At 65.1% G+C, this 25,608-nt stretch carries 26 protein-coding genes; 10 read left to right on the forward strand and 16 right to left on the reverse strand.

All coding sequences use genetic code 11. The features are described from left to right. The first annotated feature begins 65 nt into the window (after positions 1-65). From AC5STI_RS02550 to AC5STI_RS02560, 3 genes are all read left to right on the forward strand, one after another. The gene (locus tag AC5STI_RS02550; protein WP_495445474.1) at positions 66-989 is read left to right on the forward strand and encodes a DMT family transporter; all 924 of its coding nucleotides are present in this window, start codon (positions 66-68) and stop codon (positions 987-989) included. Positions 990-1,132: 143 nt separating this feature from the next. Continuing rightward, positions 1,133-1,798 carry a sulfotransferase family 2 domain-containing protein gene (locus AC5STI_RS02555; RefSeq protein ID WP_495445475.1) on the forward strand — a complete coding sequence of 222 codons (666 nt, stop codon included), beginning with the start codon at positions 1,133-1,135 and terminating at the stop codon, positions 1,796-1,798. A 182-nt stretch (positions 1,799-1,980) separates the two neighbouring features. Then, positions 1,981-2,661 carry a Hint domain-containing protein gene (locus tag AC5STI_RS02560; RefSeq protein WP_475051344.1) on the forward strand — a complete coding sequence of 227 codons (681 nt, stop codon included), beginning with the start codon at positions 1,981-1,983 and terminating at the stop codon, positions 2,659-2,661. 70 nt (positions 2,662-2,731) lie between these two features. Here AC5STI_RS02560 and AC5STI_RS02565 read toward each other — a convergent pair whose 3' ends face one another. From AC5STI_RS02565 to AC5STI_RS02605, 9 genes are all read right to left on the reverse strand, one after another. Continuing rightward, complete coding sequence (locus AC5STI_RS02565) at positions 2,732-4,933, reverse strand: 3-hydroxyacyl-CoA dehydrogenase NAD-binding domain-containing protein (RefSeq protein WP_495445476.1); 2,202 nt, start codon at positions 4,931-4,933, stop codon at positions 2,732-2,734. Next, on the reverse strand, positions 4,930-5,415 hold the full coding sequence (locus AC5STI_RS02570) for a cupin domain-containing protein (RefSeq protein ID WP_495445477.1): 486 nt from the start codon (positions 5,413-5,415) through the stop codon (positions 4,930-4,932). The genes AC5STI_RS02565 and AC5STI_RS02570 overlap by 4 nt, the downstream gene beginning before the upstream one ends. Further along, positions 5,415-6,626, reverse strand: coding sequence for an acetyl-CoA C-acetyltransferase (locus tag AC5STI_RS02575; protein WP_495445478.1), 1,212 nt, complete (start codon positions 6,624-6,626; stop codon positions 5,415-5,417). Before AC5STI_RS02575 ends, AC5STI_RS02570 begins: the two co-directional genes overlap by 1 nt. Positions 6,627-6,636: 10 nt before the next feature. Then, positions 6,637-7,269, reverse strand: coding sequence for a glutathione S-transferase family protein (locus AC5STI_RS02580; protein ID WP_495445479.1), 633 nt, complete (start codon positions 7,267-7,269; stop codon positions 6,637-6,639). 278 nt (positions 7,270-7,547) lie between these two features. Then, positions 7,548-8,696, reverse strand: coding sequence for an acyl-CoA dehydrogenase family protein (locus AC5STI_RS02585; RefSeq protein WP_495445480.1), 1,149 nt, complete (start codon positions 8,694-8,696; stop codon positions 7,548-7,550). A gap of 26 nt (positions 8,697-8,722) precedes the next feature. Next, positions 8,723-8,935 carry a hypothetical protein gene (locus AC5STI_RS02590; protein WP_008556741.1) on the reverse strand — a complete coding sequence of 71 codons (213 nt, stop codon included), beginning with the start codon at positions 8,933-8,935 and terminating at the stop codon, positions 8,723-8,725. Between the two features lie 73 nt (positions 8,936-9,008). Further along, a complete protein-coding gene (locus AC5STI_RS02595) occupies positions 9,009-10,790 on the reverse strand; it encodes an acyl-CoA dehydrogenase C-terminal domain-containing protein (RefSeq protein WP_495445481.1) in 1,782 nt (593 codons plus the stop codon). A gap of 75 nt (positions 10,791-10,865) precedes the next feature. Then, positions 10,866-11,267, reverse strand: coding sequence for a MerR family transcriptional regulator (locus AC5STI_RS02600; protein ID WP_475051355.1), 402 nt, complete (start codon positions 11,265-11,267; stop codon positions 10,866-10,868). 413 nt (positions 11,268-11,680) lie between these two features. After that, positions 11,681-12,049 (reverse strand): MerR family transcriptional regulator, encoded by a 369-nt coding sequence (locus AC5STI_RS02605; RefSeq protein WP_475051356.1) that lies wholly within the window; start codon positions 12,047-12,049, stop codon positions 11,681-11,683. Between the two features lie 124 nt (positions 12,050-12,173). Here AC5STI_RS02605 and AC5STI_RS02610 point away from each other — a divergent pair, with 124 nt between their 5' ends. Genes AC5STI_RS02610 through AC5STI_RS02620 form a run of 3 tightly spaced genes read left to right on the forward strand, consistent with a single transcriptional unit; the run spans position 12,174 to position 14,435 of the window. Further along, entirely contained in the window at positions 12,174-12,596 is a 423-nt protein-coding gene (locus AC5STI_RS02610; protein ID WP_475051358.1) for a PaaI family thioesterase, read from the forward strand. Next, positions 12,593-13,111, forward strand: a complete 519-nt coding sequence (locus AC5STI_RS02615; RefSeq protein WP_421056055.1) for a PaaI family thioesterase — start codon at positions 12,593-12,595, stop codon at positions 13,109-13,111. Before AC5STI_RS02610 ends, AC5STI_RS02615 begins: the two co-directional genes overlap by 4 nt. 4 nt (positions 13,112-13,115) lie before the next feature. After that, the gene (locus tag AC5STI_RS02620) at positions 13,116-14,435 is read left to right on the forward strand and encodes an MATE family efflux transporter (RefSeq protein WP_495445482.1); all 1,320 of its coding nucleotides are present in this window, start codon (positions 13,116-13,118) and stop codon (positions 14,433-14,435) included. Positions 14,436-14,547: 112 nt separating this feature from the next. Here the strand turns inward: AC5STI_RS02620 and arsC are convergent, their stop codons facing one another. Genes arsC through AC5STI_RS02635 form a run of 3 tightly spaced genes read right to left on the reverse strand, consistent with a single transcriptional unit; the run spans position 14,548 to position 16,279 of the window. Continuing rightward, positions 14,548-14,889 carry an arsenate reductase (glutaredoxin) gene (arsC, locus tag AC5STI_RS02625; RefSeq protein ID WP_495445483.1) on the reverse strand — a complete coding sequence of 114 codons (342 nt, stop codon included), beginning with the start codon at positions 14,887-14,889 and terminating at the stop codon, positions 14,548-14,550. Further along, positions 14,886-15,944 carry a quinone-dependent dihydroorotate dehydrogenase gene (locus AC5STI_RS02630; protein ID WP_495445484.1) on the reverse strand — a complete coding sequence of 353 codons (1,059 nt, stop codon included), beginning with the start codon at positions 15,942-15,944 and terminating at the stop codon, positions 14,886-14,888. The genes arsC and AC5STI_RS02630 overlap by 4 nt, the downstream gene beginning before the upstream one ends. Beyond that, positions 15,941-16,279, reverse strand: coding sequence for a DUF952 domain-containing protein (locus AC5STI_RS02635; protein ID WP_495445485.1), 339 nt, complete (start codon positions 16,277-16,279; stop codon positions 15,941-15,943). The genes AC5STI_RS02630 and AC5STI_RS02635 overlap by 4 nt, the downstream gene beginning before the upstream one ends. Positions 16,280-16,532: 253 nt before the next feature. Between AC5STI_RS02635 and AC5STI_RS02640 the strand changes: the two genes are divergently transcribed. Continuing rightward, positions 16,533-18,113: a bifunctional metallophosphatase/5'-nucleotidase gene (locus AC5STI_RS02640; protein WP_495445486.1), complete on the forward strand. Its 1,581-nt coding sequence runs from the start codon at positions 16,533-16,535 to the stop codon at positions 18,111-18,113. A gap of 152 nt (positions 18,114-18,265) precedes the next feature. Beyond that, positions 18,266-18,574 (forward strand): DnaJ family domain-containing protein, encoded by a 309-nt coding sequence (locus AC5STI_RS02645; RefSeq protein WP_490399537.1) that lies wholly within the window; start codon positions 18,266-18,268, stop codon positions 18,572-18,574. A gap of 6 nt (positions 18,575-18,580) precedes the next feature. On the opposite strand, the gene AC5STI_RS02650 is transcribed toward AC5STI_RS02645, so the two are convergent. Then, positions 18,581-20,329 carry a tetratricopeptide repeat-containing sulfotransferase family protein gene (locus tag AC5STI_RS02650; RefSeq protein ID WP_495445487.1) on the reverse strand — a complete coding sequence of 583 codons (1,749 nt, stop codon included), beginning with the start codon at positions 20,327-20,329 and terminating at the stop codon, positions 18,581-18,583. 90 nt (positions 20,330-20,419) lie between these two features. Here AC5STI_RS02650 and AC5STI_RS02655 point away from each other — a divergent pair, with 90 nt between their 5' ends. Then, complete coding sequence (locus AC5STI_RS02655) at positions 20,420-21,109, forward strand: SOS response-associated peptidase (RefSeq protein ID WP_495445488.1); 690 nt, start codon at positions 20,420-20,422, stop codon at positions 21,107-21,109. Positions 21,110-21,113: 4 nt separating this feature from the next. On the opposite strand, the gene AC5STI_RS02660 is transcribed toward AC5STI_RS02655, so the two are convergent. Beyond that, positions 21,114-21,605 (reverse strand): MarR family winged helix-turn-helix transcriptional regulator, encoded by a 492-nt coding sequence (locus AC5STI_RS02660; protein ID WP_495445489.1) that lies wholly within the window; start codon positions 21,603-21,605, stop codon positions 21,114-21,116. 163 nt (positions 21,606-21,768) lie between these two features. On the opposite strand from AC5STI_RS02660, the gene mnmH reads away from it, so the two are divergent. Then, positions 21,769-22,821: a tRNA 2-selenouridine(34) synthase MnmH gene (mnmH, locus tag AC5STI_RS02665; protein WP_495445490.1), complete on the forward strand. Its 1,053-nt coding sequence runs from the start codon at positions 21,769-21,771 to the stop codon at positions 22,819-22,821. Positions 22,822-22,992: 171 nt separating this feature from the next. Here the strand turns inward: mnmH and selD are convergent, their stop codons facing one another. Together selD and AC5STI_RS02675 are read right to left on the reverse strand one after the other, a co-directional pair. Next, a complete protein-coding gene (gene selD, locus AC5STI_RS02670) occupies positions 22,993-25,155 on the reverse strand; it encodes a selenide, water dikinase SelD (RefSeq protein WP_495445491.1) in 2,163 nt (720 codons plus the stop codon). A gap of 48 nt (positions 25,156-25,203) precedes the next feature. Continuing rightward, positions 25,204-25,602: a Na+/H+ antiporter subunit G gene (locus tag AC5STI_RS02675; protein ID WP_495445492.1), complete on the reverse strand. Its 399-nt coding sequence runs from the start codon at positions 25,600-25,602 to the stop codon at positions 25,204-25,206. Between the last annotated feature and the right edge of the window lie 6 nt (positions 25,603-25,608).

The raw sequence follows: 25,608 nt of genomic DNA on the forward strand, positions 1-25,608 counted from the left end.
CCTGAATCACTTTGATGTCGTTTAGAGAACAGATATTGCGGAAAGTTGCGGGCAATGGGAAGAGCATGAAACAAACAGCAACGCTTAATGCGGAGACCAGCAGCCAGGCGGCAGCAGCCCAAGCCATGCTTGCGGCCATGCTGATCATCGGCATCACCGACAATGCCGTGCCGCTGATGGCTGAGCATATCGGCCTGGGGCAGTTCTATCTGATGCGCAGCTTTGTGGCGCTGCCGTTCCTGTGGCTGATGGCACGGGCCGGGCTGGGCGGGCTCCGCTGCCGCAACTTCGGCGCCGTGCTGTTGCGCGCGGTTCTGGTGGCGGTGTCGATGGTGTTTTACTTCTCCGCCGTGGCGCTGATGCCGATTGCGCAGGCGCTGGCGGGGCTGTTCACCTCGCCGATTCTGATCGTGGTGATCTCTGTCCTGTTCCTCAGAATGCGGATCGGCTGGGTCCGGGTTGCGGCGGTGCTCTGCGGCTTTGCAGGCGTGCTGATGGTGCTGCAGCCTGATCCCGCGGCCTTCAACTGGCTGATCCTGGTGCCGGTGGCGGGCGGGCTGTTCTATGCGCTCGGTTCGCTGGCGACCGGGTTGTACTGCCAGGGGGAAAGCACGGTCGCGATGCTGTTCATCTACCTGCTGGCCCAGGGTTTTCTGGGCGCGATGCTGCTGGCCGGGCTGGAGATCTGGCCGCAGGCGGTGCCCGCGGGCGCCGATGGCTTTGTCACCCGCGGATGGGTCTGGCCGCTGTGGGATATATCGCATCTGATCCTGCTGCAGGGCTGCGCCGCGGTCGGCGGCGTGTTCCTGATCACCAAGGCCTACCAGCTGGGCGAGGCGTCCTTTGTGGCAGTGTTCGAGTATTCGGTGATGATCGTCGGCCCGGGCGTTGCCTGGGCCTATTGGGGGCAAGCCCTGAACGTCTGGCAGCTGCTGGGGATCGCGCTGATCATCGCGGCGGGGTCAACCATCGCGCTGCGGTCGCGATAGCCGGGGCAGGGGCGCTGCCCCTCTTGGCCCCTCGGGCCAATTCACCCCGGAGTATTTTTGCAAAGGTGAAATGGCGGGGGCGTCTGAGCCAGCGGGTGCGGATCGGCATTTCCATCTCCGGATCAATGCCATAGGGTTTGCTCATGATCCTGTCCCAAGGCCGCCGGTACGTCTTTATCCATATTCCCAAGACCGGCGGCACCGCGCTGTCGCTGGCGCTGGAGGCGCGCGCCATGGCGGACGACATGATGCTGGGCGACACGCCGAAAGCGCTGAAACGCCGCCGCCGGCTGAAGGACGCACAGGCGCGCGGCCGTCTGTGGAAGCACTCCTCCCTTGCCGATATCGAGGGGCTGGTGCCGGAAGAAACCCTGCGCGGGCTGTTTGCCTTTACCATGGTGCGCAACCCCTGGGACCGCGCGGTGAGCTATTATCACTGGCTGCGGGAGCAAAGCTTTGATCATCCGGCAATCGGCCTGGCGCAAAGTCTGGCGTTCCGCGCCTTTGTGCAGCACCCTGATGTCATCAAAGCCTTCCGCGGCAGCCCGGCGTCCTCCTACATGTGCCATGCCGACGGGACTGAGCAATGCGGTCTCTATATCCGGCTGGAGCATTTCAAGGACGACGCGCAGCCGCTGTTCGACCATCTCGGCTTTGCGCTGGATCTGCCGCGTGCCAACGAAAGCGGACGGCAGCGCGACTGGCGGCCCTATTATGACGATGCCTCAGCTGACGCCATTGCCACCGCCTGCGCGCAGGATATCGCGCAATTTGAATACTCTTTTAACGATTCCCTCCTATCCAAGTGACGTGATGCAGCGCTGAGATTGGCAGGCTGGGACTTGAACCGGCACCGGCCATCCTGATTGGCGCGAAAACGTAAACATTGACCGTTTTTTGCCTCAATTCCGGCCCATAAGCGGCAAGGAATAAAAGAAAAGATCGGATCGGCCAAAGGGCGCGCCGCCTTGGCTGCAGGAAAGGAACGCAGATGCTGGATTGGCTTCTGAAACGCTCACAGGTGCCGATGGAACGCGCCATGAACAGCGGCTTTCCCCTGATCCCTGTGGGTCAGGGCGGTTTTCTGGCGGGCACGCATGTGGCCTCCAACCTGGGCTGGCGTCCGGTGGAGGCACTGACGCCGGGCGACAAGGTGCTGACTTTTGATCACGGAATGCAGGTGATTGCGGAACTGCAGCGCGAAACCATCCTGCCGGGCGAGGGCGAGCTGGAACCGGCCCGCTGCCCGCTGCTGGTGCCGCGGGATGCGCTGATGAACCGGGTGCCCCTGTGGCTGATGCCGGATCAGGGCGTGCTCTTGGAGAGCGAGCTGGTCGAGGACGCACAGGGCGACCCATTTGCTGTTGTTCCGGCCTGCGCGCTGGAAGGCTACCGCGGCATCCGCCGCATGCATCCGGGCGCGCAGCTGGATCTGGTCACGCCGCGCTTTGCTCAGGACCAGGTGATCTATCTGGAGGCCGGTATGCTGGGCTTTTCAGCCGCGCCGCGCAACCTGATGTGCGGCCGGGTTTTCCAGGAGGACAGCGCCTACAGGGTGCTGCCGCCCGAGGAGGCGCGCGGGCTGGTGCTGTCGATCATGGCTGAGGATGAGCATTGGACCGCCCCTGGCGCCGGCGGGGTCCGGGCAGACTGCCAGCCGCCGCTGAGCTGATAGGCGGCACCGGAATTTCAACTGAAAACGGCCAGGGTCATCCCTGGCCGTTCTGTGTTTACAGAGGCCGTCAGGCCGCCGCGGAGTCTTCCGGGGCAAAGCGGGTGTAGAAGCTCTGGCCCTTCTCCGCCATCTCGCGCAGCAGCGCCGGGCAGGTGAAACGCTCGCCGAACTTCTCCGTCAGGCTGTCGCAACGCTCGGCTGCGTATGGCGTGCCCAGGATGTCCAGCCAGCTGAGCGGCCCGCCCGACCAAGGCGCAAAGCCCCAGGCCAGGATCGCGCCCACGTCGCCCTCGCGGATGTCCATCAGCACGCCTTCCTCCAGCGCCCGCACCGCTTCCAGCACCTGCGCAAACATCAGCCGTTCCTGCACTTCGATCAGATCGGGCTGTTCGGCGGCCAGCGGGTACTTCTCCTGCAGGCCCTTCCAGTATTCAACGCGTTTGCCCTTGTCGTCATACTCGAAGAAGCCGGCGTTGGCCTTGCGCCCCAGACGGCCCTGTTCCTCCATCCAGAAGATCAGATCGTCCGCCGGGCTTTCCGGATAGGCATCGCCCATCGCCGCCTTGGTGGCGCGGGCAATCTTGGCGCCCAGATCAATCGAGGTCTCATCGGTCAGCTGCACCGGTCCCACCGGGAAGCCCAGCTGCCGCGCCGCGTTGTCGATCAGGACGGGCGAGACGCCCTCGGTGATCATCCGCATCCCTTCGTTGATGTAGGGGATGATGCAGCGGTTGGCGTAAAAGAAGCGTGCATCGTTCACCACGATCGGCGTCTTGCGGATCTGGCGCACATAGTCCAGCGCCTTGGCCACCGCGCGGTCCCCGGTTTCCTTGCCCTTGATGATCTCCACCAGGAACATCTTCTCAACCGGCGAGAAGAAGTGGATGCCGATGAACTGCTCCGGACGCCCGGACGCCTTGGCCAGCTCGGTGATCGGCAGGGTAGAGGTGTTAGAGGCAAAGATGCAGTCTTCGGGGATGATCGCCTCGACCTTCTTGGTCATCTCGGCCTTGACGCCCGGATCCTCGAACACCGCCTCGATGATCAGGTCGCAGCCCTTCAGCGCCTCCAGATCGGTGGTCGCGGTGATCTGGCCGAGCAGCGCTTCCTTCTTCTCCTCGGTCGCCTTGCCGCGCTTGATGCCCTTGTCCATATAGGACGCGGAATAGGCCTTGCCCTTGTCGGCAGCCTTCTGGTCGCGGTCGATCAGCACCACTTCCATGCCCGCCTGGGCGGAGACCAGCGCGATACCGGCACCCATCATGCCGGCACCCAGCACGCCGACCTTCTTGACCGACTGGTCCGGCACGCCCTTGGGCCGCACTGCGCCTTTTTCCAGCGCCTGCTTGTTCAGGAACAGCGAGCGGATCATGGCGGAGGACGAGGGGTTCATCAGCACCGAAGTGAAGTGCCTTGCCTCGATCTTCAGCGCGGTGTCGAAATCGACCAGCGCACCCTCATAGATCGACGACAGCAGCGCCTTGGCCGCCGGAAACGCGCCTTGGGTCTTGCCGTGCACCATTGCCGAGGCGCCGACAAAGGTCATGAAGCCCGCGGGGTGATAGGGCGCGCCGCCCGGCATCTTGTAACCCTTGGCGTCCCAGGGCTTGACCAGATCGGCGTCCTTGGCGTTCAGCACCCATTCCTTGGCCGCCGCCAGCGGATCCTCGGCCACGGCGTCGATCAGCTGCGCGCCCTTGGCCTTCTTCGGGTCCATCATCTTGCCTTCGAGCAGGACCGGAGCCGCCGCCATCGCGCCCACCATACGGGAATAGCGCATGGTGCCGCCGCCGCCGGGGAAGATACCGATCATGATTTCCGGCAGGCCGATCTTGGCCTTCGGGTTGTCGGTCATCACCCGGTGATGGCAGGCCAGCGCAATCTCGGTGCCGATGCCCGCGCAGGTGCCGTTGATGGCGCAGGCCACCGGCTTGCCGCCCTTCTTGGTTTTGCGGTCCATGCCCGCCAGCTCCAGCTTGCGCAGGATGCGGTGGCCGCCCATGGTGAAGTCGAACAGGCCTTGCGCCGGGTTGTCACCGGATTCCTCGCGGATCGTCGCCAGCACGTTCAGATCCATACCGCCGGCAAAGTCTTTCTTGCCGGAGGTGATGACGATGCCTTTGACGGCTTCGTCTTCCAGCGCACGGTCCACGTATTCTTCCACCAGGCCGAATGCCTCGCGGGTGAGGACGTTCATGCTCTTGCCTTCGGCGTCCCAGGTGATGATTGCGACGCCGTCCGCGTCCACGTCGTATTTGAAATCGCTCATGTATCTTCTCCAGTCTGGTCAGCCGTCAGCGGGCTGCCGTCCTTACGGGTGAAGGTGAACTGCCCTTCGGCAAATTTCACCATCATGTCCAAATCGCTGTAATAGCCGGTCTCGGTTGCGGTGCGGGTGCCCACCACCAGAAAGGCGGCAGGCTTGTCCGACCGGTTCACCAGATGATGGCCGTTCTCGTCTCCCGCCGGGAAGGCGGCGCAATCGCCCGGCAGCATCTCGTGCGCACCCTGATCGTCGATCAGGGTGCAGGTGCCCTCTGTCACCATCACGAACTCGTCCTGCTCCATGTGGTAGTGGCGCAGGGACGACATCGCGCCCGGCTCCAGCCGCACGATGTTGACGCCGAACTGGCTGAGCCCGCCCGGATCGCCCAGCGGCTGCACGCTGCGGCCGGCACAGGCCTCAGCCAGCTTGCCGGGGTAGCCCGAGCCGGTCCGCCAGGGGAGCTGGGAAAGGTCCAGCTTCGGCATCAGACCCGCTCGATGATGGTGGCTGCACCCATGCCGGATGCAATGCACAGGGTGGCGAGGCCGGTCTGCTTGTCCTGCCGCTCCAGCTCATCCAGCAGGGTGCCGATGATGATCGCACCAGTGGCGCCCAGCGGGTGGCCCATGGCGATGGAGCCGCCGTTGACGTTGACCAGCTCCGGGTCGACGTCGAACGCCTGCTGGAAGCGCAGCACGACAGAGGCGAAGGCTTCGTTGACTTCGAACAGGTCGATGTCGCCGATCTGCATGCCGTTGTCGGCCAGGATCTTCTCGGTCACCGGCACCGGGCCGGTCAGCATGATGGTGGGATCGGTGCCGATCTTGGCGGTCGCCTTGATCCGCGCGCGCGGCGTCAGCCCGTGCTTCTCGCCGAACTCCTTGTTGCCGATCAGCAGCGCCGCGGCGCCGTCCACGATGCCAGAGGAGTTGCCCGCATGGTGGATGTGGTTGATCCGCTCCAGGTGCGGGTACTTCAGCATCGCCACCTTGTCGAAGCCCGGCATCTGCTCGCCCATCATCTGGAAGGCCGGGTTCAGCGAGCCAAGCGCCTGCATGTCGGTGCCGGGGCGCATGTATTCGTCATGATCCAGGATGGGCAGGCCGTTCTGATCGCGCACGGTAATCACCGACTTCTCAAACCGCTTCTCTTCCCACGCCTTCGCCGCGCGGCGCTGGGACTCCATCGCCAGTGCGTCGGCTTGGTCGCGGGTAAAGCCGTATTCGGTTGCGATGATATCTGCCGAGATACCCTGCGGCACGAAATAGGTCTCCATCGCGAGGCTCGGGTCAACGGCAATCGCCGCGCCGTCGCTGCCCATGGCCACCCGGCCCATCATCTCCACACCGCCCGCGATATAGGCATCGCCCGCGCCGCCCTTCACCTGGTTTGCGGCCAGGTTCACGGCTTCCATGCCCGAGGCGCAGAAGCGGTTGATGGCGAGGCCCGGAATGCGCTCATCCAGGTCCGAGGCGAGAACAGCCGAGCGCGCCAGGCAGCCGCCCTGTTCCATCACCTGGGTCACGTTGCCCCAGATCACATCCTCGACCGCGTGGCCTTCCAGGTTGTTGCGCTCCTTGATCGCGTTCAGCGTCAGGGCGGAAAGGCGGACCGAGGTCACCTCATGCAAGGAGCCGTCCTTGCGTCCCTTGCCGCGCGGGGTGCGCAGCGCGTCATAGATATATGCGTCTGTCATCTTGCTCTCCTCAGGCCCGGTCCGACGGATTGCCGGGCATCAAGTCATAGGGGTGTTTCCAGCCGGGCAGGTCGCTGATGCGGTCCAGCCAGGCGTCGATATGGGGCCATGCGGCCCGGTCGAAGCCAAAGGGCTCCGGGTAAAACAGATAGCCGCAGCAGGTCAGATCGGCGTTGGTGACGCCGTCGCCCACGATCCACTCGCGGCCCTGCAAATGGGTGTCCAGGGTTTTAAAGGCAGCCTTCAGGCGGCCCTGCATGAAGGCAATCACCTCCTGCGGGCGTTTGTCTTCGGGGATGAAGTTCATCAGAAAGCGGGTCATGCCGGCCTGGCTGGAGAGTTTGTGGTTGTCCCACAGGACCCAGCGCAGAACTTCGTATTTGTCTTCCGGCGCGCCTGCGAACTTGCCGGTCTTGTCGCTGATGTACTGCTGGATCACGCCGGACTGCGACAGGCGCAGATCGCCGTCCACCAGCACCGGCGCTTCGGCCATCACATTGAGGCCGCGGTAATCCTCGGTGCGGTGCGCGCCGCCGAAGAAATCGACAAACACCGGCTCCCAGGCCAGGCCCGACAGCTCCAGCGCCAAGGCTGCCTTGTAGGAATGGCCGCTTTCGCCGAAGCAATGCAGTTTGATTGTCATGTGTTGCTCCCTGTGTCTGCTGGCGGAGCGGGGGTTTCACACCCCCGCGCCCCCGTGGAGTATTTTTGGAAAGATGATGGGGCATTAACCCGCGTCTGCGCGCGGCGTGCTACCCTGGTCTTGCGGTACAGGCTGGAGAGCCGATGGCCGTGAAAGGTGAAGACGTCCCTGCCCATTTGGCGAAGGCTTGGGGGCAGGGACACTGCCTTTGCTTCATCTTTCCCCAAATACTCAAAATCCATCATCGGCCTCCCGCGTCGCGGCCGCGGCCCCTGCGCCTACAGCGACCGCGCAATCAGCTCCTTCATGATCTCATTGGTGCCGCCATAGATCCGCTGCACCCGGGCATCGGCCCACATCTCGCCCACCGCATATTCCTGCATGTAGCCATAGCCGCCGTGCAGCTGCAGGCATTCGTCCAGCACCTCGCCTTGGGTGTCGGTGATCCAGTATTTCGCCATCGCCGCCTTTTCGACGGTCAGCTTGCCCTCCAGGTGCTCGGCGATGCATTCGTCGAGGAAGGCGCGCGCGACCTTGGTCTTGGTCAGGCATTCGGCCAGCTTGAAGCGGGTGTTCTGAAATTGCAGGATCGGGCCGCCAAAGGCTTCGCGCTCCTTGCAGTAGGCGACGGTGCGCTCCACCGCGCCTTCCATCGCACCAACCGCGCCGCAGGCGATGATCAGGCGCTCTTGCGGCAGCTGCTGCATCATCTGGTAGAAGCCCTGGCCTTCGGCACCGCCCAGGATGTTCTCCGGCGGGATCTCCACGTTATCAAAGAACAGCTCGGAGGTATCCGCCGCGTGGCAGCCGATCTTGTCGAGGTTGCGGCCGCGGCTGAAGCCCGCGGCGCCGTCGGTTTCCACCGCCACCAGCGACACCCCCTTGGCACCCGCCGCCGGGTCGGTCTTGGCCGCGACCAGGATCAGGTTGGCGTGCTGGCCGTTGGTGATGAAGGTCTTCTGCCCGGACAGCCGGTAGGCGTTGCCGTCTTTCAGCGCTTTGGTCTTGATCGCCTGCACGTCGGAGCCGGTGGAGGGCTCCGTCATCGCCAGCGCGCCGACCAGCTCGCCGCTCACCATCTTCGGCAGCCAGCGCGCCTTCTGCTCCTCTGTCCCGTAGGACAGGATGTAATGCGCCACGATGCCGGAGTGGATGCCGTGGCCCCAGCTCGCCAGATTGGCGCGGCTGCCTTCCATCAGGATCACAGCTTCATGCCCGAAATCGCCGCCCGCGCCGCCGTGTTCTTCGGGAACCGAAGGGCACAGCAGGCCCAGTTCGCCGGCCTGCTGCCAGGTCTCCCGGTCCATCATGCCCTGCTTGCGCCAGGTCTCGAACTTGGGCGTCCATTCATTGGTGATGAACTGAGCCGTCATTTCGGCAAGCATCTGGTGCTCTTCGGTCATCCATGCGGACTGCGTGCTGGTCATCTCTCTCCCCTTGGCCGCGTGCGGCCCTATTTCTTGCGTGCCTCCAGCTCGGCGTTGAACAGCCGCAGCCGGTGGGTCAGGTTCTCTTGGTCCGTCACACTGTCGAAATGCTCGAACAGGAATGACAGCGCTTCTCCCTCATCCAGCCCGGCCTCCTGGGCAAACTTCCTGAGCTTGCGGTAGCCGTCCTCGGTCATCGCGACAGGGAAGCGGCGGGTCAGGCGGAATCGTTTCGGCATTGTTCGGTCCTTTGCATGTCAAGGCACCGGCCGGGGCTGGTCCGGGCGCCCCGCGAAGGGGCGCCCAAAGGCATCAGAAGGCGTCCGCGTCCAGTGCCATCACCGTGTCCGCGCCGCTTTCGATGCGGGCCAGGTGCAGCTTGGTGGCGGGCAGCCGACGTGCCATATAGTACCGGCCGGTTGCGAGCTTCGTCTCATAGAACGCCGCGTCATCGGCCCCGGCGTCAAGCGCTTCCTGCGCCGCCTTGCCCATCTTGGCCCACATCAGGCCCAGGCAGACCTGACCGAACAGATGCATGAAGTCATAAGAGCCCGCCAGCGCATGGTTGGGATCCTTCATGCCGTTCTGCATGAAGAACATGCCAGCCGCCTGCAGATCCTTGGAGGCCGCCTGCAGGGGTTTGATGAAGTCCTTGGTGTAGTCCTCGGAAATATCTTTGTTTTCCTGGCAGAAGCTCTTCACCAGATCAAAGAACGCCAGAACGTATTTGCCGCCGTGCTGGCCCAGCTTGCGGCCCACCAGGTCCAGCGCCTGCACGCCGTTGGCGCCCTCGTAGATCATCGCGATGCGGGCGTCGCGGGTGTATTGCGACATGCCCCATTCCTCGATGTAACCGTGGCCGCCATAGACCTGCTGCGCCTGCACGGTCATGTCGTAACCCTGATCGGTCAGGAAGCCCTTGATCACCGGGGTCATCAGCGAGATCAGCCCGTCAGCGTCCTTGTCGCCCGCGCGGTGCGCCTGGTCGATCAGGGTGGCGCCCCACAGAAGGAATGCGCGCGCGCCCTCGGCAAAGCTTTTCTGGTCCATCAGCGAGCGGCGGATGTCCGGGTGCACGATCAGCGGATCGGCCGGGCCGTCCGGGTTCTTGGCGCCGGTCACGTCGCGGCCCTGCAGCCGGTCCTTGGCGTATTCCAGCGCGTTCTGATAGGCGGCCTCGGCCTGCGCCAAACCCTGCATGCCGACACCCAGGCGCGCTTCGTTCATCATGGTGAACATGGCGCGCATGCCCTTGTGCTCTTCGCCCAGCAGCCAGCCCACCGCGCCGTCATAGTTCATGACGCAGGTGGAGTTGCCGTGGATGCCCATCTTCTCTTCGATCTTGCCGACCGAGACGCCGTTGCGCTCGCCCAGCGAACCGTCCTCGTTCACCAGGAATTTGGGCACGATGAACAGGCTGACACCCTTGATGCCCTCGGGGCCGCCGGGGATCTTGGCCAGCACCAGGTGCACGATGTTGTCCGCCATGTCGTGATCGCCGGAGGAGATAAAGATCTTCTGGCCGGAGATGCGGAAGCTGCCGTCGCCCTGCGGTTCCGCCTTGGTGCGCATCAGGCCCAGGTCGGTGCCGCAATGCGGCTCGGTCAGGTTCATGGTGCCGGTCCACTCGCAGGAGACCATCTTGGGAAGATAGGTGTTCTTCTGCTCATCGGTGCCATGCGCCAGGATCGCCGAAGCGGCGCCGTGGGTCAGGCCCTGGTACATCGTGAACGCCTGGTTCGCGGCCGAGAAGAACTCGCCCACTGCGGTGCCGATCACATAGGGCATGTTCTGGCCGCCGAACTCTTCCGGCATGTCGATGCCCGGCCAGCCGCCTTCCTTGACCTGCTCAAAGGCTTCCAGGAACCCTTTGGGCGTGTAGACCACGCCGTTTTCCAGGCGGCAGCCCTCCTGGTCGCCCACCACGTTCAGCGGGTGCAGCACTTCGCTAGCGATCTTGCCCGCTTCTTCCAGCACGGCACCGGTGAACTCCGGCTCCAGCTCGTTGTAGCCGGGAATATCCTGGCCGGAGACCTTCAGGACATCATGCAGGATAAACTGAGCGTCTTTCGCGGGGGCTGTATAAGAAGGCATTAGGATCCTCTTCGGGGGGCTTGTTGGACTTGGTTTGGGTGCCGGACAAGCCGGCAGATGGGGCAGGTCGGCTGCCTATTCGGCAGCCTTTTTCTGGGCCCGCATTGAGGCGATCATCTTTTCACCCCAGGCGAGCTGGTCTTTCAGGTCCTCGATCGCCTCGGTCAGCTCCTCGCGCTGGCGCTCCATATCGTTGAGCCGGTCCTTGGCAATCTCGTATGTCTTGGTCAGCTGCGTCACCTGCTGGTCGCCGACATGGTACAGGTCCAGCAGCTGGCGGATTTCCTCCAGGCTGAACCCGAACCGCTTGCCGCGCAGAATCAGCTTCAGGCGGGCGCGGTCGCGTTTGGTGAACAGCCGCTTCTGGCCGTCACGGATCGGGAACAGCAGTTCCTTGGCTTCGTAGAACCGCAAGGTACGGGGCGTTACGTCAAAGGCCTCGCACATCTCGCGGATGGTCATGGTTTTCTCTGTCATCATCGTCACTCTTACGGCTTGGTGCAGCCCTAAGCTGAGCACTTCCGGCTTTTCGATCAAGACTGACTTTACGTTTACGTAAGTTGTACGTTGCGTCACTTCTGGGGGCGGTAACAGTTCGCAAAACGAACGTTAAATGACGCAACGTATCAATGAAGGGCAGAGGCCCGACCGGCAGCGGCCCCTGCTTGAAAGGGGCGGGCAGGGCCGAATCCGGTGGCCGGAACGCAGGCCGCAGGCACCGGGCCAGCGCCTGCCTGCGTCACGCGGGCCGGTGCTATTGCGGTGCAGAAGCTTGTTCAGAAATGAGAGCTGGCAGGCAGGGAAAAGGTGGCCAGCACGCGGTGCCGGCGCCATCCCGCCGGAGGGGGCGCTAGTCCGGCAGGCGCTTGCGCCAAGCCGGACCTGGCATCTTATTTCAGCTGCGCCTTGGTGCTGGCGCGCAGCGCGCTCAGCTCGTCGATGGCTTCGGTGATCTGTTCGCGCTGCTTTTCCAGCTCCACCAGCTGGCGGTCGGCCATTTCCATAAAGGCGTGGTTCTGGGCGTCGTTGCCCTCTTCCTCATAGATCAGCAGCCACTGGCGGATCTCTTCCAGCTGGAAGCCGAATTTGCGCCCGCGCAGGATCAGCTTCATCCGGGCGCGCTCCCGCGCACCGTAATACCGCGACCGGCCTTCGCGGTCCGGCTGCAGCAATTCGATGTATTCATAGTAGCGCAGCGTCCGCGGCGTAACGTCGAACTCTGCGCACATTTCTTTGAATGACAATCTGTTGTCGGTCATCCGTCGTCTCCCTTGCCGGGAACCTATGCACTTGCAGCGAACAGTGCAACCTCCGTGGCGGCACACTTGCGCTTTCGCCGGGCCGCAGCCAAAGATAGGGCAGAGATTTCAAAGGGACAGCCCCATGGCCGACAAGACCCAGCTCGCTCGCCAGTTCATCGAAGCGATCCCCCATGCCAAGCAACTGGGGATGAAACTGACGGAGATCGGCGACGGCACTGCAGAGATCCGCATGGCCTATGACGAAAAGCTGATCGGCGACCCGGCGACCGGGGTGATTCACGGCGGCGCGGTGTCGGCCCTGATGGACACATGCTGCGGCGCGGCGGTGATGAGCCACCCTTCGGCCCCCGGCGGCACCGCCACCATCGACCTGCGCATCGACTATATGCGGCCCGCCACACCCGGCCAGGCGATCACCACCCGCGCCACCTGCCACCACATCACCCGCACCGTTGCCTTTGTCCGCGCCGTGGCGATGGATGAGGACGCGGACCGCCCCGTCGCCACCGCCGCAGGCGCCTTTACCGTGGAGAAGAAATTTTGAGCCGCCCCCGTCCCGAACCGATCCAGGTGGTCAAGCAGCGCCGCGATGCCGCGCTGTCGGCGCTGGTGGACTCGGTGCCGTACATCCGCTTCCTGAACGTGACCTTCGACCGCCGCGGCGATGAGCTGACGGCGCAGCTCAACTTCGATGACAAGCTGATCGGCAACCCGTTTCTGCCGGCCATCCACGGCGGCGTGACCGCGGCGTTTCTGGAAATCACGTCGATGGTCACTCTCAATTGGTCCTTCCTCTGGCCGCGCATCGAATCCGGCGATCTGGACCCGGCGGAGATGGCCAAGGGCAACCTGCCGCGCCAGCCCAAGACCATCGACTTCACTGTCGACTACCTGCGCTCCGGCCTGCCGCGCGACGCCTATGCCCGCGCCCGGGTGAACCGCTCCGGCCGCCGCTATGCCTCGGTGCATGTGGAGGCCTGGCAGGACCACAAGGACAAGCTGTTTGCCCAGGCCACCGGCCATTTCCTGATGCCGCAGGACGCGAACGGCAAGGACTGACCCCATGACCAGCGCGGCTTCGGACATCACCCACAAACGGGTGCTCAGCATCGCGTTGCCGATTGTCCTGTCCAATGTCACCGTGCCGATACTGGGGGCCGTGGACACCGGCGTGGTCGGCCAGATGGGGCAGGCCGCACCGATTGGCGCAGTCGGCATCGGTGCCGCGATCCTGGCGGCAGTTTACTGGATCTTCGGCTTCCTGCGCATGGGCACCACCGGCCTCGCCGCGCAGGCGCGCGGGGCAGGGGACTGGGCCGAAACCGGGGCGCTCTTGACGCGCGGCCTGCTCCTGGCCTTTGCCGCCGGAGCGCTGTTCGTCATCGCGCAAGCCACGGTGTTCTGGGGCGCCTTTGCGCTGGCTCCCGCCAGTGCCGAGGTCGAAAGCCTGGCCCGCGATTACCTTGAAATCCGGATTTGGGGCGCGCCTGCCACCATTGCGCTCTATGCCGTCACCGGCTGGCTGATCGCGGTGGAGCGCACCCGCGGCGTGTTTCTGCTGCAGGTCTGGATGAACGGGCTGAACATCGTTCTGGACCTGTGGTTCGTGCTGGGCCTGGGCTGGGGCGTGGAGGGTGTCGCCCTGGCCACGCTGATTGCCGAATGGACCGGTCTGGCGCTGGGGCTGTACCTGTGCCGCGATGCCTTTGCGGGCGAGCAATGGCGCGACTGGGCGCGGGTGTTCGATGCGGTGCGGCTCAAGCGGATGATGCAGGTGAACGGCGACATCATGGTGCGCTCGGTTCTGCTCACGGGGTCCTTCACCACCTTTCTGTTCATCAGCTCCGGCGTCGGCGACGTGAACCTCGCCGCCAATCAGATCTTGCTGCAATTCCTGTCGGTCACCGCCTTTGCGCTGGACGGCTTTGCCTTTGCCGCCGAAGCGCTGGTGGGCGGTGCAGTCGGTGCCCGGGCCCGCGTCAGGCTGCGCCGTGCGGCGGTGATTGCCGCGCAATGGAGCACCGGCGGCGCGCTGCTGCTGGGGGCGGGATTTGCCCTGGCCGGGCCTGCGGTGATCGACCTGATGGCCACCGCGCCCGAGGTGCGCGACGCAGGCCGTGTCTATTTGCTCTGGGTAGTGCTGGCCCCGGTGCTCAGCGTGGCGAGCTACATGTTTGACGGCATCTACATCGGCGCCACCTGGACCCGCGAGATGCGGCGGGCGATGGTGCAGGCGGTGGCGGCCTACGTGCTGGCGCTGCTGCTGCTGGTGCCTGCGTTCGGCAACCACGGGCTGTGGGCATCGCTGATGGTGCTGAACATTGCCCGCGGAGTGACCCTGGGCCTGCGCTATCCGCGGCTGGAGGCGCAGGTGGGGGCTTGAGCGTACCGGAATTCTGCGAGAATTCCGGCCCGTTTTCCGGCACGGAAAACAGGCGCTTTGCGCCAAAAAAATCCTCGCAGGGTTTTTGGCCGTTTCCCGCGCCGGGAAACGGTTACAGAAGCTCTTCGATTGCCTCAGTGGGGCGGCCGATAACCGCCTTGCTGTCCTTGATCGCAATCGGGCGCTCGATCAGGATCGGATGCGCGGCCATTGCGGCCAGCAGATCTTCTTCGGCGCTGTCCTTGCTCAGGCCCAGCTCCTTGAAGACCTTCTCGCCGGTTCGCATCATCTCCACCGCGGATACGCCAAGCGCGGCTTGCACCTGCTTGATCTCCTCAACTGACGGTGCGTCCTGCAAATAGAGCCGCGGCTCGACCTCAGCACCGCGCTCTTCCAGCAGCGCCAGACCGGCCCGGGACTTCGAACAACGCGGGTTATGCCAATAGGTGATCACAGCCAGTCCTTCCGTTTCGTGCCAACCGCTTGCGCAACGTTCTCAAACCCGTCGCGGGCCAGCAATTCATCCAGCCCGCGGGCAATATCGCCCGCCAGCGACAGCCCGCCATAGACCATCGCGGTGTAGAACTGCACCGCCGAGGCGCCGGCGCAGATCTTGGCATAGGCCTGTTCCGCCGTGCTGATGCCGCCGACACCGACCAGCGGCACTTGGCCCTCCAGAAGCTCCGACAGCTGCGCCAGAACCCGGGTGGATTTCTCAAACAGCGGCGCACCGGACAACCCGCCGGCCTCGCCCTTGTGGGCGCTCCGCAAGCCGTCGCGCGACAGGGTGGTGTTGGTGGCAATCACCGCATCGATGCCGCTCTCAACGGCGACGGCGGCAATGTCCTCGATCCCGGCGCGGTCCAGATCCGGGGCGATCTTCAGGAAAACCGGCACCCGGCGGCTGAGGCTGTCGCGAGTTTGGATCACCCCCGCCAGCAGCGCCGACAGCGCCGCCTTGCCCTGAAGGTCGCGCAGCTTCTCAGTGTTGGGAGAGGACACATTGACGGTGGCGAAGTCCAGATGCGCGCCGCAATGCGCCAGCACCTTGGCAAAATCCGCAGCGCGGTCGGCGCTGTCTTTGTTGGCGCCCAGGTTCAGCCCGATCACTGCATCGCGCGGCCGCTGCGACAGGCGCATGCCAATCGCCTCCATGCCCTCGTTGTTGAAGCCGAAGCGGTTGATCGCCGCCTTGTCCTCGGTCAGGCGGAACAGGCGCGGTTTGGGGTTGCCGGGCTGCGGGCGGGGCGTTGCTGCGCCGACCTCAATGAAGCCGAAGCCGGATTTCGCCAGCGGCGCCAGCGCCTCTGCGTTCTTGTCATAGCCCGCGGCCAGACCAACCGGGTTCGGCAGCTCAATCCCCGCCAGCGTGGTCTTCAGCCGCGCCGAAGTCACCGGGCCGGGGGCAGGCGCGAGCCCCATGGTCAGCGCCTTGACCGACAGCCCGTGCGCTGCTTCCGGATCAATCCGGTGCATCGCCGCCAGGGCCAGCTTCTCACTCAGCTTCATGCCATCTCCTCCGGGAACCGGTGGCTGCCCTCCACCAGCGGCAGCGGCTTGGCCCAGACCACATCGGACATGCGGATGTTGCGGTAGAGATGCGGGAACTCGGCACCGCCGCGGGACACTTCCCACTTCAGGTCATCGCCCATGGCATCGGTATCGCAGGCCAGCAGGGTCAGCTCCTCGGCGCCGGCAAAATGCTTGGCCGCGGTTTCCGCGGCCTGGGTTGCGGTGGAGAAATGGACATAGCCGTCCGCAACATCAATCGGCGCGCCCGGCGTCTCGCCCTCGGCTTGCAGCGCGGCCCATTCGTCCGCCCGGAAAATCTTGTAAATCAGCATGCAGGCCTGATGCCCTGCGTCGGCGGATGAATCAAGGGGGATTGGGGATAACTGCAATTTCGGAGGGCCGCGCCTGACCCTGGGAGGGTGTGAAAGCGCCCTCCCGTGGGGAGGGTCGGGCGCGGCCCGGGCTTTTGCCCGGACCAATATGTCCTGCTGACGTGAGGGGACACAGACTTCTGTCTTTTCCCCTTTGACCGGCGCGGGCTTTGGGCGCAGGCTTGGTCAAAACGGAACAACGGGAGCGCTCCTCATGATTGCACGCATTCTCACATCGGTTGCAGCCCTGGCCCTGACCGCCGGTGCGGCGGCGGCGGAGTACAAGCTGACCATCCTGCACACCAACGACTTCCACTCGCGGTTCGAGCCGATCAACAAATACGACAGCACCTGCGATGCCGAGGATCAGGCTGAGGGTGAGTGCTTTGGCGGCACCGCGCGGCTGGTGACGGCCATAGCGGACGCGCGGGCGCGGGCGGAGAATGCGATCCTGGTGGATGGCGGCGACCAGTTCCAGGGCTCGCTGTTCTACACCTATTACAAGGGCAAGGCCGCGGCGGAGTTCATGACCAAGCTAGGGTATGACGGCATGACCGTCGGCAATCATGAGTTCGACGACGGCCCGGAGGTGTTGCGCGGGTTCATGGATGCGGTGGGTTTTCCTGTCCTGATGTCCAATGCGGATGTCTCGGGCGAGCCTGCGCTGGCCGATGTGCTGAGGAAATCCACGGTGATCGAGCGGGGCGGCGAGAGGATCGGCCTGATTGGCCTGACGCCGGAGGACACGCATGAACTGGCGAGCCCCGGCGAGAACGTGCATTTTTCCGACCCGGTGGCGGCGGTGCAGGCGGAGGTGGACCGGCTGACCGCCGAAGGGGTGAACAAGATCGTGGTGCTCAGCCACTCTGGCTATGGCGTCGACCAGCGGGTGGCGGCGGAAACCACCGGAGTCGATGTGATCGTCGGCGGTCATTCGAACACCTATCTGTCCAACACCTCGGACAAGGCTGTTGGACCGTATCCCACCGTGGTGAACGGGGTGCAGATCGTGCAGGCCTATGCCTATGGCAAGTTCCTGGGCGAGCTGAACGTGACCTTCGACGATGCAGGCAATGTTGTCAGCGCCTTTGGCGAGCCGCTGATCATGGACGCGGCGGTCAGCGAGGACGCGGGCACACTGGACCGTATCGCGGAGCTGGCCGTGCCGCTGGACGAGATCCGCAATAAGGTAGTGGCGGAGGCCGCGGAACCCGTCGAAGGCAGCCGCGATGTGTGCCGGGTGCAGGAGTGCCAGATGGGCAATCTGGTGGCTGACGCGATGCTCGACCGGGTGAAGGACCAGGGCGTGACCATCGCCATCGCGAACTCTGGCGGGATCCGTGCCAGCCTGGACGCGGGGGAGGTCACCATGGGCGAGGTGCTGACCATCCTGCCATTCCAGAACACGCTTTCCACTTTCGAAATTGACGGCAAAACGCTGGTGGAGGCCTTGGAGAACGGCGTCAGCCAAGTCGAGGACGTCAAGGGCCGCTTCCCGCAGGTGGCGGGGCTGAAATTCAGCTGGGACAGCTCTGCCGCGCCGAATGCGGGCCGCATCACCGAGGTGATGGTGGCAGAGAGGGATGGCTTCGTTCCCATTGATCCCGCCAAGACCTATGTGGTGGTCACCAACGACTATGTCCGCAATGGCGGTGACGGCTATGCGATGTTCGAAGGCGACGACAAGAACGCCTATGACTTCGGCCCCGACCTGGCCGATGTTCTGGCCGAGTATCTGGCGGCGCAAGGCCCGTATACGCCCTATACCGACGGGCGGATTGCGCAGGTGAACTAAGCGTTCGCATATAGGTCCGGACCGGATCCAATGTTTCGCGCGCGAAACATTCGGGCAGGAGGGCTGCCGCATTATTTTGAGAGGCTGGCAACCTTTGCCGGCGCTTCGTTAACGGGCTGGCGGGTGGCTTGGCGGCATGGCAGAATGCCCCCATGGACCATCCGCTGATCGACCTCATCAACGCCCGCATCGAAGCCGCCGAGAAGGATGGCGCCTTTGACAATCTCGCAGGCGCAGGCAAGCCGCTGCCCAAATGCGATGACCCGGAAAACGAGCTGGTCAACCGGCTGGTTCGTGAAAGCGGCGGGGTGCCGGAGTTCGTCAGCCTGTCGCGCGAGTTGCAGCGGCTGCGGGCGGAACTGCGCGAGACCGGCGACCGCAGCCGCCGGCAGGAGATCCTGAAAGAGATGTCGATGATGGACGCGCGGATCGAGCTGGCCCGCAAGGCCTACGCGAAGTAGGTCCTCTTACCCTTTGATTTCCGGCCAGATTTCCGGGTCCAGCCCGTCGATGAACGGCGCCAGCACATCGGCGTATTTCTCCCACTTGCCGATCGAGCGGGTGTGCGCCGTCTGCCGGACCTGGGTGTTTGAGAGGGTCAGCACCTGGCCCTCGTGCCGTTCCGGGTGGGCCATGTCCTCGACCCAGTCCAGTCCGCAGAACGCGGCCAGCTTGCGGCTTTCACCCTCGATATCGGCAACGAAGCTTTCATAGCGCAAGTCATAAATCCGCCCCGGCATCACCTGCCGCCAGTGCTGCATCAGCCGGCCGTAGAGGTTGAAGCGGTGCGCCATCGCATTGAGGTCATAGGCATAGGTGAGCGAACTGCCGGAGAAATAGCCGCGCCAGATCGACAGCGCCACATCGCGCGGGTCGCGGCACAGGTGAACGAACCGTGCATCCGGGTAGGCGGTGCCAAGGTGGCCCAGCAGGCGGTAGTTGTCGGGCATCTTGTCGACATAGGCTGCGGTGCCTTCGGGCATGTCCGGCAGGCGGCTGATGTCCTCGGCCGCGAAAGTGCGGGCGGCCTCGGGTGTGAAGTCCTGATCCTTGTCCAGGTAGGGGTGCAGCAGGAAGGCCGGCACGCCGCGTTCGCCCAGCGGGAATACATTCGGGTGCAGGCCGATCACGGTTTCGGTCAGCGTGGTGCCAGAGCGCGGCATCCCCACCACATAGATCGGGCGCGGGCCTTCTGGAGTGGTCTCTGCCGGAGCGATCTGGCCCTGGAAGGCCGCCATGATGCGGCTGAACTGGCGTTCGCTTTCCTCGTAGTCATAGGGGGTCTGTGCCGCCATACAGGCGTTGGCCTCGTCATTGTGCGCGGCGAAAGCCTCCTTCTCGCCGGCCTGATCGGCAATCCGGGCGAGTGCAAAGCTGACGTTGGCGCGGTCGAGCGAGTGGGGGGCGGCGGACCTCAACGCCTTCTGCGCCACCGGCAGCAGCTCCGCGTTCTGCTCGCGGCTGTTGATACGCGCCAGCATCTCCAGCACTTGCGTGTCCTTGGGGTCCAGTTCCAGGATCGCCAGACAGTGGTCGCGGGCTGCGGCGGAGTCGCCGTTGGAGATCAGCTGGCTGGCGAGGCGCCTGCGGGCCTCGGCGTTCTGGGGGGCCACCGCGACGGCCTTCTGCGCGGCCTCGGTGGCCTCATCCTGTCGCATCAGGCGGGCCAGCAGCAGGCTGGCGTTCTGCAGCGCGTCGGCGTCGTTGGGGTTCACCTTGAGCGCGGCCTGGTAATCCGCCAGCGCCGCCTTTTCATCGCCCAGCGTGTTCCAGGCAGTGGCGCGCAGCCGCAGCATCCGCGGCTGACGCGGGTCGCGGGCCAGCGCAGCGGTGGCGGTCTCAATCGCGGCCTTGGGGGCGTTCATCACCAGATGCGCCTGCGCCTGCAGATACAGTGCCGCCTGATCTACGGGCTGGTCCTTCAGCACCCGCTCCAGCAGCTTCATCGCCTGCTCGCCCTGGTGCAGGAACAGCAGCGTCTGCGCCAGGTTCTTGCGGGCGTCGTGAAAGCCGGGGGCCAGCGCCAGCGCCTTTTTGAAGTACGGGACGGCATCGCGGTGCTTGCCCAGGCCGGACAGGGAGATGCCGGCGATATTGGGAAAGTCCGGGTGGCTCTTGTGCCGCTTCATGCCGCCCTTGGATTGTTTCAGCGCCTGTTTGAACTTGCCCTGATTGAGAAAGCCCAAGGCGGACTGGAGATCATTCTGAAGAGTCATGAGGTCTATCTATCATCCTGTCAGGGCGGCTGAAAACCGGCGGCCAAGGGAAGTTTTGCATCTGCGCCCCGGCCCGGGTTAGAAATCAGCATGTGCGGACGATTTGCCACAACCCTGCCTGCGGATGCAATGGCACAGCTGTTTGCGGCGCAGCCCGCGAACGATCTGCCCAAGGTGCCCGATTACAACGTCTGCCCGACCAACCCGGTGCATGTTGTGCAGGCGGGGGAGGCCGGGCGGCAGCTGGTGGCGATGCGTTGGGGCTTCCTGCCGCATTGGTACAAGACGGAAACCGCCGGGCCGCTGCTGATCAACGCGCGGGCAGAGACGATTGCGGAGAAGCCCGCCTTTGCCAAATCCTGCCGCGAGCGGCGCTGCCTGATCCCGGCCAGCGGGTTTTATGAGTGGACCAAGTCGGAGGAGGGCGCCCGGCTGCCCTGGTATATATACCGCAGCGACGGCGCGCCGCTGGCGTTCGCCGCCGTGTGGCGCAGCTGGGGGGCGGAGGATCCCGTCAAGACCTGCGCCATTGTCACCACCGCCGCCAATCAGGGGCTGTCGGCGATCCACCACCGGATGCCGCTGATCCTGGAGCCTGAGGACTGGGGCAAATGGCTGGGCGAGGAGGGGCATGGCGCCGCGGCGCTGATGCAGCCGGGGGCGGAAGGAATCCTGGAGTATCACCGGGTCGATCCGGCGGTGAACTCCAACCGCGCCGAAGGGCCGGAGCTGATCGAGCCGTTTGAAGAGGGCGACACCCCGCGCGGGCACCTGATCTGAGCGTTTATTCGGCCGCCTGGCTGCCGGGCAGGTCGCGCTGCGGCGCCCGGCTCAGCTCGTTGGCGGCCAGGGTTGCCTTGCGCAGCAGCGCCACGAAGGTTTCCTGCTCCGCTTCGGTGAGGCCGGTGAATATTGCGGGCTGGGCGGCCTGAACCACCGGCAAAAGCCGCTCCAGAAGCGCCTCGCCGTCACGGGTCAGGCTGACCTCGCGGGCGCGGCGGTCCGCGGCAGAGATCCGGCGCGCCACCAGTCCCTTGTCCACCAGCCGGTCCACCACCTTGCCCAGGGTGGCGCGGTCATAGGCGATCAGACCCGCGACCGAGGCCTGGTCGATGCCCGGATGGCGGCGCATGGCGGCCATGGCGGAGAACTGCACCGGGGTCAGATCGACTCCTTCCGCGGCCATCCGCTCCATGAACTGGGCGACGGAGATCTGGTGCAGCCGCCGGATCAGATGGCCGGGCAGTGCGTGTATGTCCAAAGGGTCGGTGTCCATGGGGCCTGGTCCTTGCCGGTGCGGCGCCGCGGGGCCTTCTGCCCGGGCTGGTCTGTTCGCTCCGTTTGCCTTACTGCCCCGTGCGCAGTCCGCGCAAGTATTATTGCCGCGGAGCGGGCATTTGCGGCTTTTCCTTGCGCATGGGGCGCGGTAGGCATGGGCCATGGCGCTGACATTCACCTCCCTGCAAGAGTTCTATGGCCACGGGTTCGATACCGTGATCGACGTGCGCAGCCCGGCGGAATACGCCGAGGACCACGTGCCCGGTGCGATCAGCCTGCCGGTTCTGAACAACGAGGAGCGCGCTGAGGTCGGCACCATCTATGTGCAGGAGAGCCCCTTCAAGGCGCGCAAGCTGGGCGCGGCGCTGGTGTTCCGCAATGCCGCGAACCACATCGAGCAGAGCCTGAGCCACCATGAGGGGGGCTGGAAGCCGCTGGTCTATTGCTGGCGCGGCGGCCAGCGGTCGGGGTCGTTCACCTGGATGCTGCAGCAGATCGGCTGGCGTGCCGAGGTGGTGCAGGGCGGTTATCAGACCTACCGCCGGCTGGTGCACAAGGCAATGTACGAGACCGCGCTGCCGCACCGGCTGGTGGCGCTGGACGGCTATACCGGGTCGGCCAAGACCGAGGTGCTGAAACGTGCCGGAGAGCTGGGCGTGCAGGTGCTGGACCTGGAGGGGCTGGCCAATCACCGCGGTTCCCTGTTGGGGGATATGCCGACGCCGCAGCCCTCGCAAAAGGCGTTTGAATCCGCGGTTGCCGGGGCGCTGATGCGGCTGGACCCGGCCCGGCCGGTGCTGGTCGAGGCGGAATCGAACAAGATCGGCCAGCGGATCATTCCGCCTGCGGTCTGGGATGCCATGAAGCAGGCGCCTAGGATCGAACTGGAGGTGCCGGTGGCAGCGCGCTGCCGGTATCTGGTGCAGGCCTATGACGACATCCTGTCGGACGCGGACCGGTTGCGCGAGAAGCTGGGCCCCTTGCGCGCGCACCGCTCCGGGGCGGTGGTGGACGGCTGGTTTGAGCATATCGCCGAGGGGGACAAGGAGGGGCTGACCGGGGCGCTGATGACAGAGCATTACGATCCCGCCTACCGCAAGTCCCGCGCCGCGATCGGGGCGGAGGTGGCCGCCACGGTGGAGGCCGCTGACCTGGACGAGCCGGGCCTGAATGCGGTGGCGGCCCGAATTGCAGGGATCATGGCAGGATTATAAGCGGCAGCAGCGCACTCCCGCCCGTCGCCGGGGCATCTGGGATGCCCCGCTCCCGTTGGGCGTGGCGCTGCGCTAGCGCGCAGCGCGCCTCCGGCGGGAGTATTTTTGCAAAGGAGAAGGCCAGGAGCAGCGCTTCTATCCGGTCCGGAGTTTTCCTTGGACCGGCAGCCGTTAGCTGCTGAACGTGATTGCCCCCGGGTTTGACGTCACTTTGCCGATAATGGCTGCGGGGCAGCCCGCAGCGCGCAGCTGCTCCAGCAGGTTTTCCACCCGGTCTGCGGCAACAGCCGCCAGGAGTCCGCCTGCGGTTTGCGGGTCGAACAGCAGGTCCTGCCAGCCGGCGGTTTTCAACTCCGGCAGCGCCGCCTGGTTGGCAGGCAGCAGCGAGGAGCGGATGCCGCGCTCGGCCAGTTCGGCGGCGCCCTGCATCAGGGGCACCTGACCAGTGAAGACCTCGGCGCCTGCGCGGGAGGCCTCGCAGATGCCGAGCAGGTGGCCGAGGAGGCCAAAGCCAGTCACGTCGGTCATGGCATGGGCGTCCTGCAGGATGAGGGCGGCGGCGCCTTGCGGCTGGCTCATCTGCTCCAGCGCGGCGGCCACCCAGTCTCCCTTGGCCTCGCCCGCCATCTCGGCGGCCATCAGCACGCCGGAGCCGATGGGCTTGGTCAGGATCAGCGCGTCGCCGGGCTTGGCGCCTGCAAGGGTGATCGGGGCGCGGGGGCAGAGGCCGGTAACAGTGAAGCCCACGGTCAGCTCATCACCCAGCGACGTGTGGCCGCCGACGATGGCGGCGCCTGCGTCCTGCATGACCTCCGTGGCGGCTGCCATGATTTCCTGCAGGGTGCGGGACTGCAATTCCTGCGACATGCGCGGCAGGATCAGGTTGGCGGTGGCTGCCTGCGGGGCCGCGCCCATTGCCCAGATATCGCCAAGCGCGTGCACGGCGGCGATGCGGGCCATAATGACCGGGTCGTTGGTGAAACTGCGCAGGTGGTCGGTGCTGATGACCTGTTTAACGCCGCCGGTGGTCAGCAGCGCGGCATCGTCGCCGGGCAGGGGGGTGATGTCATCACGGCCATGGCTGTTCAGCCCGGCCACCGTGCCCAGCAGCGCGCCGCGGCCGACCTTGGCGCCGCAGCCGCCGCAGAGGGGCTTGTCCCCCAGCGCCTCCTCCATGCCTTGCGTGTGTTCGGCCGGCAGGTCAGGCGGGTCCATCGCAGGCAGGTCGCGGAACTTCTCCATGAAGGCCTGGTCGATCCTGTCCTTCCAGCTCCACATCATCGGCCCCGCCAGTGTGGTGCCGAAACGCTCCCCCAGCGCTTCCCTGGAGCCCATGGAGATCAGTTTCAGGTAATCCTTCTGCGGGCGGTACTTGCGCAAGGGATCTCCGGTCAGGAGGCCGCGCAGGTTGTGGCAGAGCACCGGGGCCTGGCGCACGGCATAGACGCCGGCCTTGGGGCGCGGGGCAAAGTCCATATGGGCGCAGTCGCCCGCGGCAAAGACATTGGCGGCGGAGGTTTGCAGGGTTTCACCCACCCGGATGAACCCGTCTTGCAGGTCAAGCCCGCTGTCTGCGAGCCAGCCGTAGGGGCGGGCGCCCGCGGCGCCGGTGGTGAAATCCGACAGGACCTCGCGCCCGTCCTGCAGGACGATATAGCCGTCCTCGATCCGCTCGACCGGCGCGTTCTCCTCCAGCCGGACGCCTTGTTCCACCAGAGCGCGCAGGAGCTTGCGGCGGGCGGTGTCCCCGATGGCGCGCAAGGCCTGGTCGCTGTCGATCAGCGTCGCCTGGGCCAGGCGGCCGCGGGATTTCAGGGCATAGGCCATGGCCAGGATCAGCTCCGCGCCGGCAACGCCGCCGCCGATCACCGCGGCATGGGCGGGGCCGCTGCCCTCGCGGAAGGCGGCCCACTGGGCGGCGAAGCGTCCCAGCGGCTTGGCCGGGATGCCGTGCTCGGCAAAGCCCGGCAGGTCCGGCATGGCAGAGGTGATGCCGACATCGATCGAGGCCACGTCATAGGCAATTGGCGGGCGGCCCGGCACATGCACCAGTTGGGAAGCCGTGTCGATATGCTCTGCCGCGCCCAGCACCACGCGGGCGCCTGCAAAACGCGCAAGGCGCACCAGGTCGATGTCCAGCTCCTCGCGCGCGTAGTGGCCTGCCACGAAGCCGGGCAGCATGCCGGAATAAGGTGCGGAGGGACCCGGGTTGATGACCGTCAGCCGGGCGCCGGGCAGGGGCCGCATGCCCCATTTGCGCAGCACCAGCGCGTGGGTGTGACCGCCGCCGATCAGCACCAGGTCGCGGGTGAGCGGCAATCGCGAAGGTTCCATATGCTGTCCTGCCTCTTCGGCGGGCCTGTCCCGGTGTCGCGGCAGCGCTTATTGCGCGGCGTCCGGGCGGCCTGCGGTTCTCTGTTCCTCGTCCTCCGGCGTGTCATGGGTGGCCCAATGGTCATCCTCGCCCGCCGGGGGCATGGTTTCGCGGGTTTCTTGCCGGTGAATATGCACCTTGGCAATGAAATTCGCGGTGATCGGCGCGGTCAGGAACAGGAACATGGTGATCATCAGCTCGTGGATCGAGACATATTCCTCGAACACTGCCGCATGCAGCAGCGACGCCAGCAGCACCCCGCCGACCCCCAGGGTGGTGGCCTTGGTCGGCGCGTGCAGGCGCGACATCGGATCGTCGAGCTTGATCAGCCCGAAGGAGCCGACAATGCCGAAGATCCCGGCAATCACCAGGAAGGCGGCGACAAGGAATTCAAACAGGCTTGCCATCTTTCC

The organism is Leisingera sp. CC-HEC096 (assembly GCF_059429235.1).

What these genes read in the sequence shown, in the direction of transcription:
- AC5STI_RS02660 (WP_495445489.1), bottom strand. Translation starts at nt 21,605, where the DNA reads ATGGACACCGACCCTTTGGACATACACGCACTGCCCGGCCATCTGATC.
- AC5STI_RS02645 (WP_490399537.1), top strand. Translation starts at nt 18,266, where the DNA reads ATGGACCATCCGCTGATCGACCTCATCAACGCCCGCATCGAAGCCGCC.
- AC5STI_RS02640 (WP_495445486.1), top strand. Translation starts at nt 16,533, where the DNA reads ATGATTGCACGCATTCTCACATCGGTTGCAGCCCTGGCCCTGACCGCC.
- AC5STI_RS02635 (WP_495445485.1), bottom strand. Translation starts at nt 16,279, where the DNA reads ATGCTGATTTACAAGATTTTCCGGGCGGACGAATGGGCCGCGCTGCAA.
- AC5STI_RS02585 (WP_495445480.1), bottom strand. Translation starts at nt 8,696, where the DNA reads ATGACCAGCACGCAGTCCGCATGGATGACCGAAGAGCACCAGATGCTT.
- AC5STI_RS02610 (WP_475051358.1), top strand. Translation starts at nt 12,174, where the DNA reads ATGGCCGACAAGACCCAGCTCGCTCGCCAGTTCATCGAAGCGATCCCC.
- mnmH (WP_495445490.1), top strand. Translation starts at nt 21,769, where the DNA reads ATGGCGCTGACATTCACCTCCCTGCAAGAGTTCTATGGCCACGGGTTC.
- AC5STI_RS02570 (WP_495445477.1), bottom strand. Translation starts at nt 5,415, where the DNA reads ATGCCGAAGCTGGACCTTTCCCAGCTCCCCTGGCGGACCGGCTCGGGC.
- AC5STI_RS02550 (WP_495445474.1), top strand. Translation starts at nt 66, where the DNA reads ATGAAACAAACAGCAACGCTTAATGCGGAGACCAGCAGCCAGGCGGCA.
- AC5STI_RS02575 (WP_495445478.1), bottom strand. Translation starts at nt 6,626, where the DNA reads ATGACAGACGCATATATCTATGACGCGCTGCGCACCCCGCGCGGCAAG.
- AC5STI_RS02675 (WP_495445492.1), bottom strand. Translation starts at nt 25,602, where the DNA reads ATGGCAAGCCTGTTTGAATTCCTTGTCGCCGCCTTCCTGGTGATTGCC.
- selD (WP_495445491.1), bottom strand. Translation starts at nt 25,155, where the DNA reads ATGGAACCTTCGCGATTGCCGCTCACCCGCGACCTGGTGCTGATCGGC.
- AC5STI_RS02595 (WP_495445481.1), bottom strand. Translation starts at nt 10,790, where the DNA reads ATGCCTTCTTATACAGCCCCCGCGAAAGACGCTCAGTTTATCCTGCAT.
- AC5STI_RS02555 (WP_495445475.1), top strand. Translation starts at nt 1,133, where the DNA reads ATGATCCTGTCCCAAGGCCGCCGGTACGTCTTTATCCATATTCCCAAG.
- AC5STI_RS02620 (WP_495445482.1), top strand. Translation starts at nt 13,116, where the DNA reads ATGACCAGCGCGGCTTCGGACATCACCCACAAACGGGTGCTCAGCATC.
- AC5STI_RS02605 (WP_475051356.1), bottom strand. Translation starts at nt 12,049, where the DNA reads ATGACCGACAACAGATTGTCATTCAAAGAAATGTGCGCAGAGTTCGAC.
- AC5STI_RS02600 (WP_475051355.1), bottom strand. Translation starts at nt 11,267, where the DNA reads ATGACAGAGAAAACCATGACCATCCGCGAGATGTGCGAGGCCTTTGAC.
- AC5STI_RS02655 (WP_495445488.1), top strand. Translation starts at nt 20,420, where the DNA reads ATGTGCGGACGATTTGCCACAACCCTGCCTGCGGATGCAATGGCACAG.
- AC5STI_RS02630 (WP_495445484.1), bottom strand. Translation starts at nt 15,944, where the DNA reads ATGAAGCTGAGTGAGAAGCTGGCCCTGGCGGCGATGCACCGGATTGAT.
- AC5STI_RS02560 (WP_475051344.1), top strand. Translation starts at nt 1,981, where the DNA reads ATGCTGGATTGGCTTCTGAAACGCTCACAGGTGCCGATGGAACGCGCC.
- AC5STI_RS02650 (WP_495445487.1), bottom strand. Translation starts at nt 20,329, where the DNA reads ATGACTCTTCAGAATGATCTCCAGTCCGCCTTGGGCTTTCTCAATCAG.
- AC5STI_RS02590 (WP_008556741.1), bottom strand. Translation starts at nt 8,935, where the DNA reads ATGCCGAAACGATTCCGCCTGACCCGCCGCTTCCCTGTCGCGATGACC.
- AC5STI_RS02580 (WP_495445479.1), bottom strand. Translation starts at nt 7,269, where the DNA reads ATGACAATCAAACTGCATTGCTTCGGCGAAAGCGGCCATTCCTACAAG.
- AC5STI_RS02565 (WP_495445476.1), bottom strand. Translation starts at nt 4,933, where the DNA reads ATGAGCGATTTCAAATACGACGTGGACGCGGACGGCGTCGCAATCATC.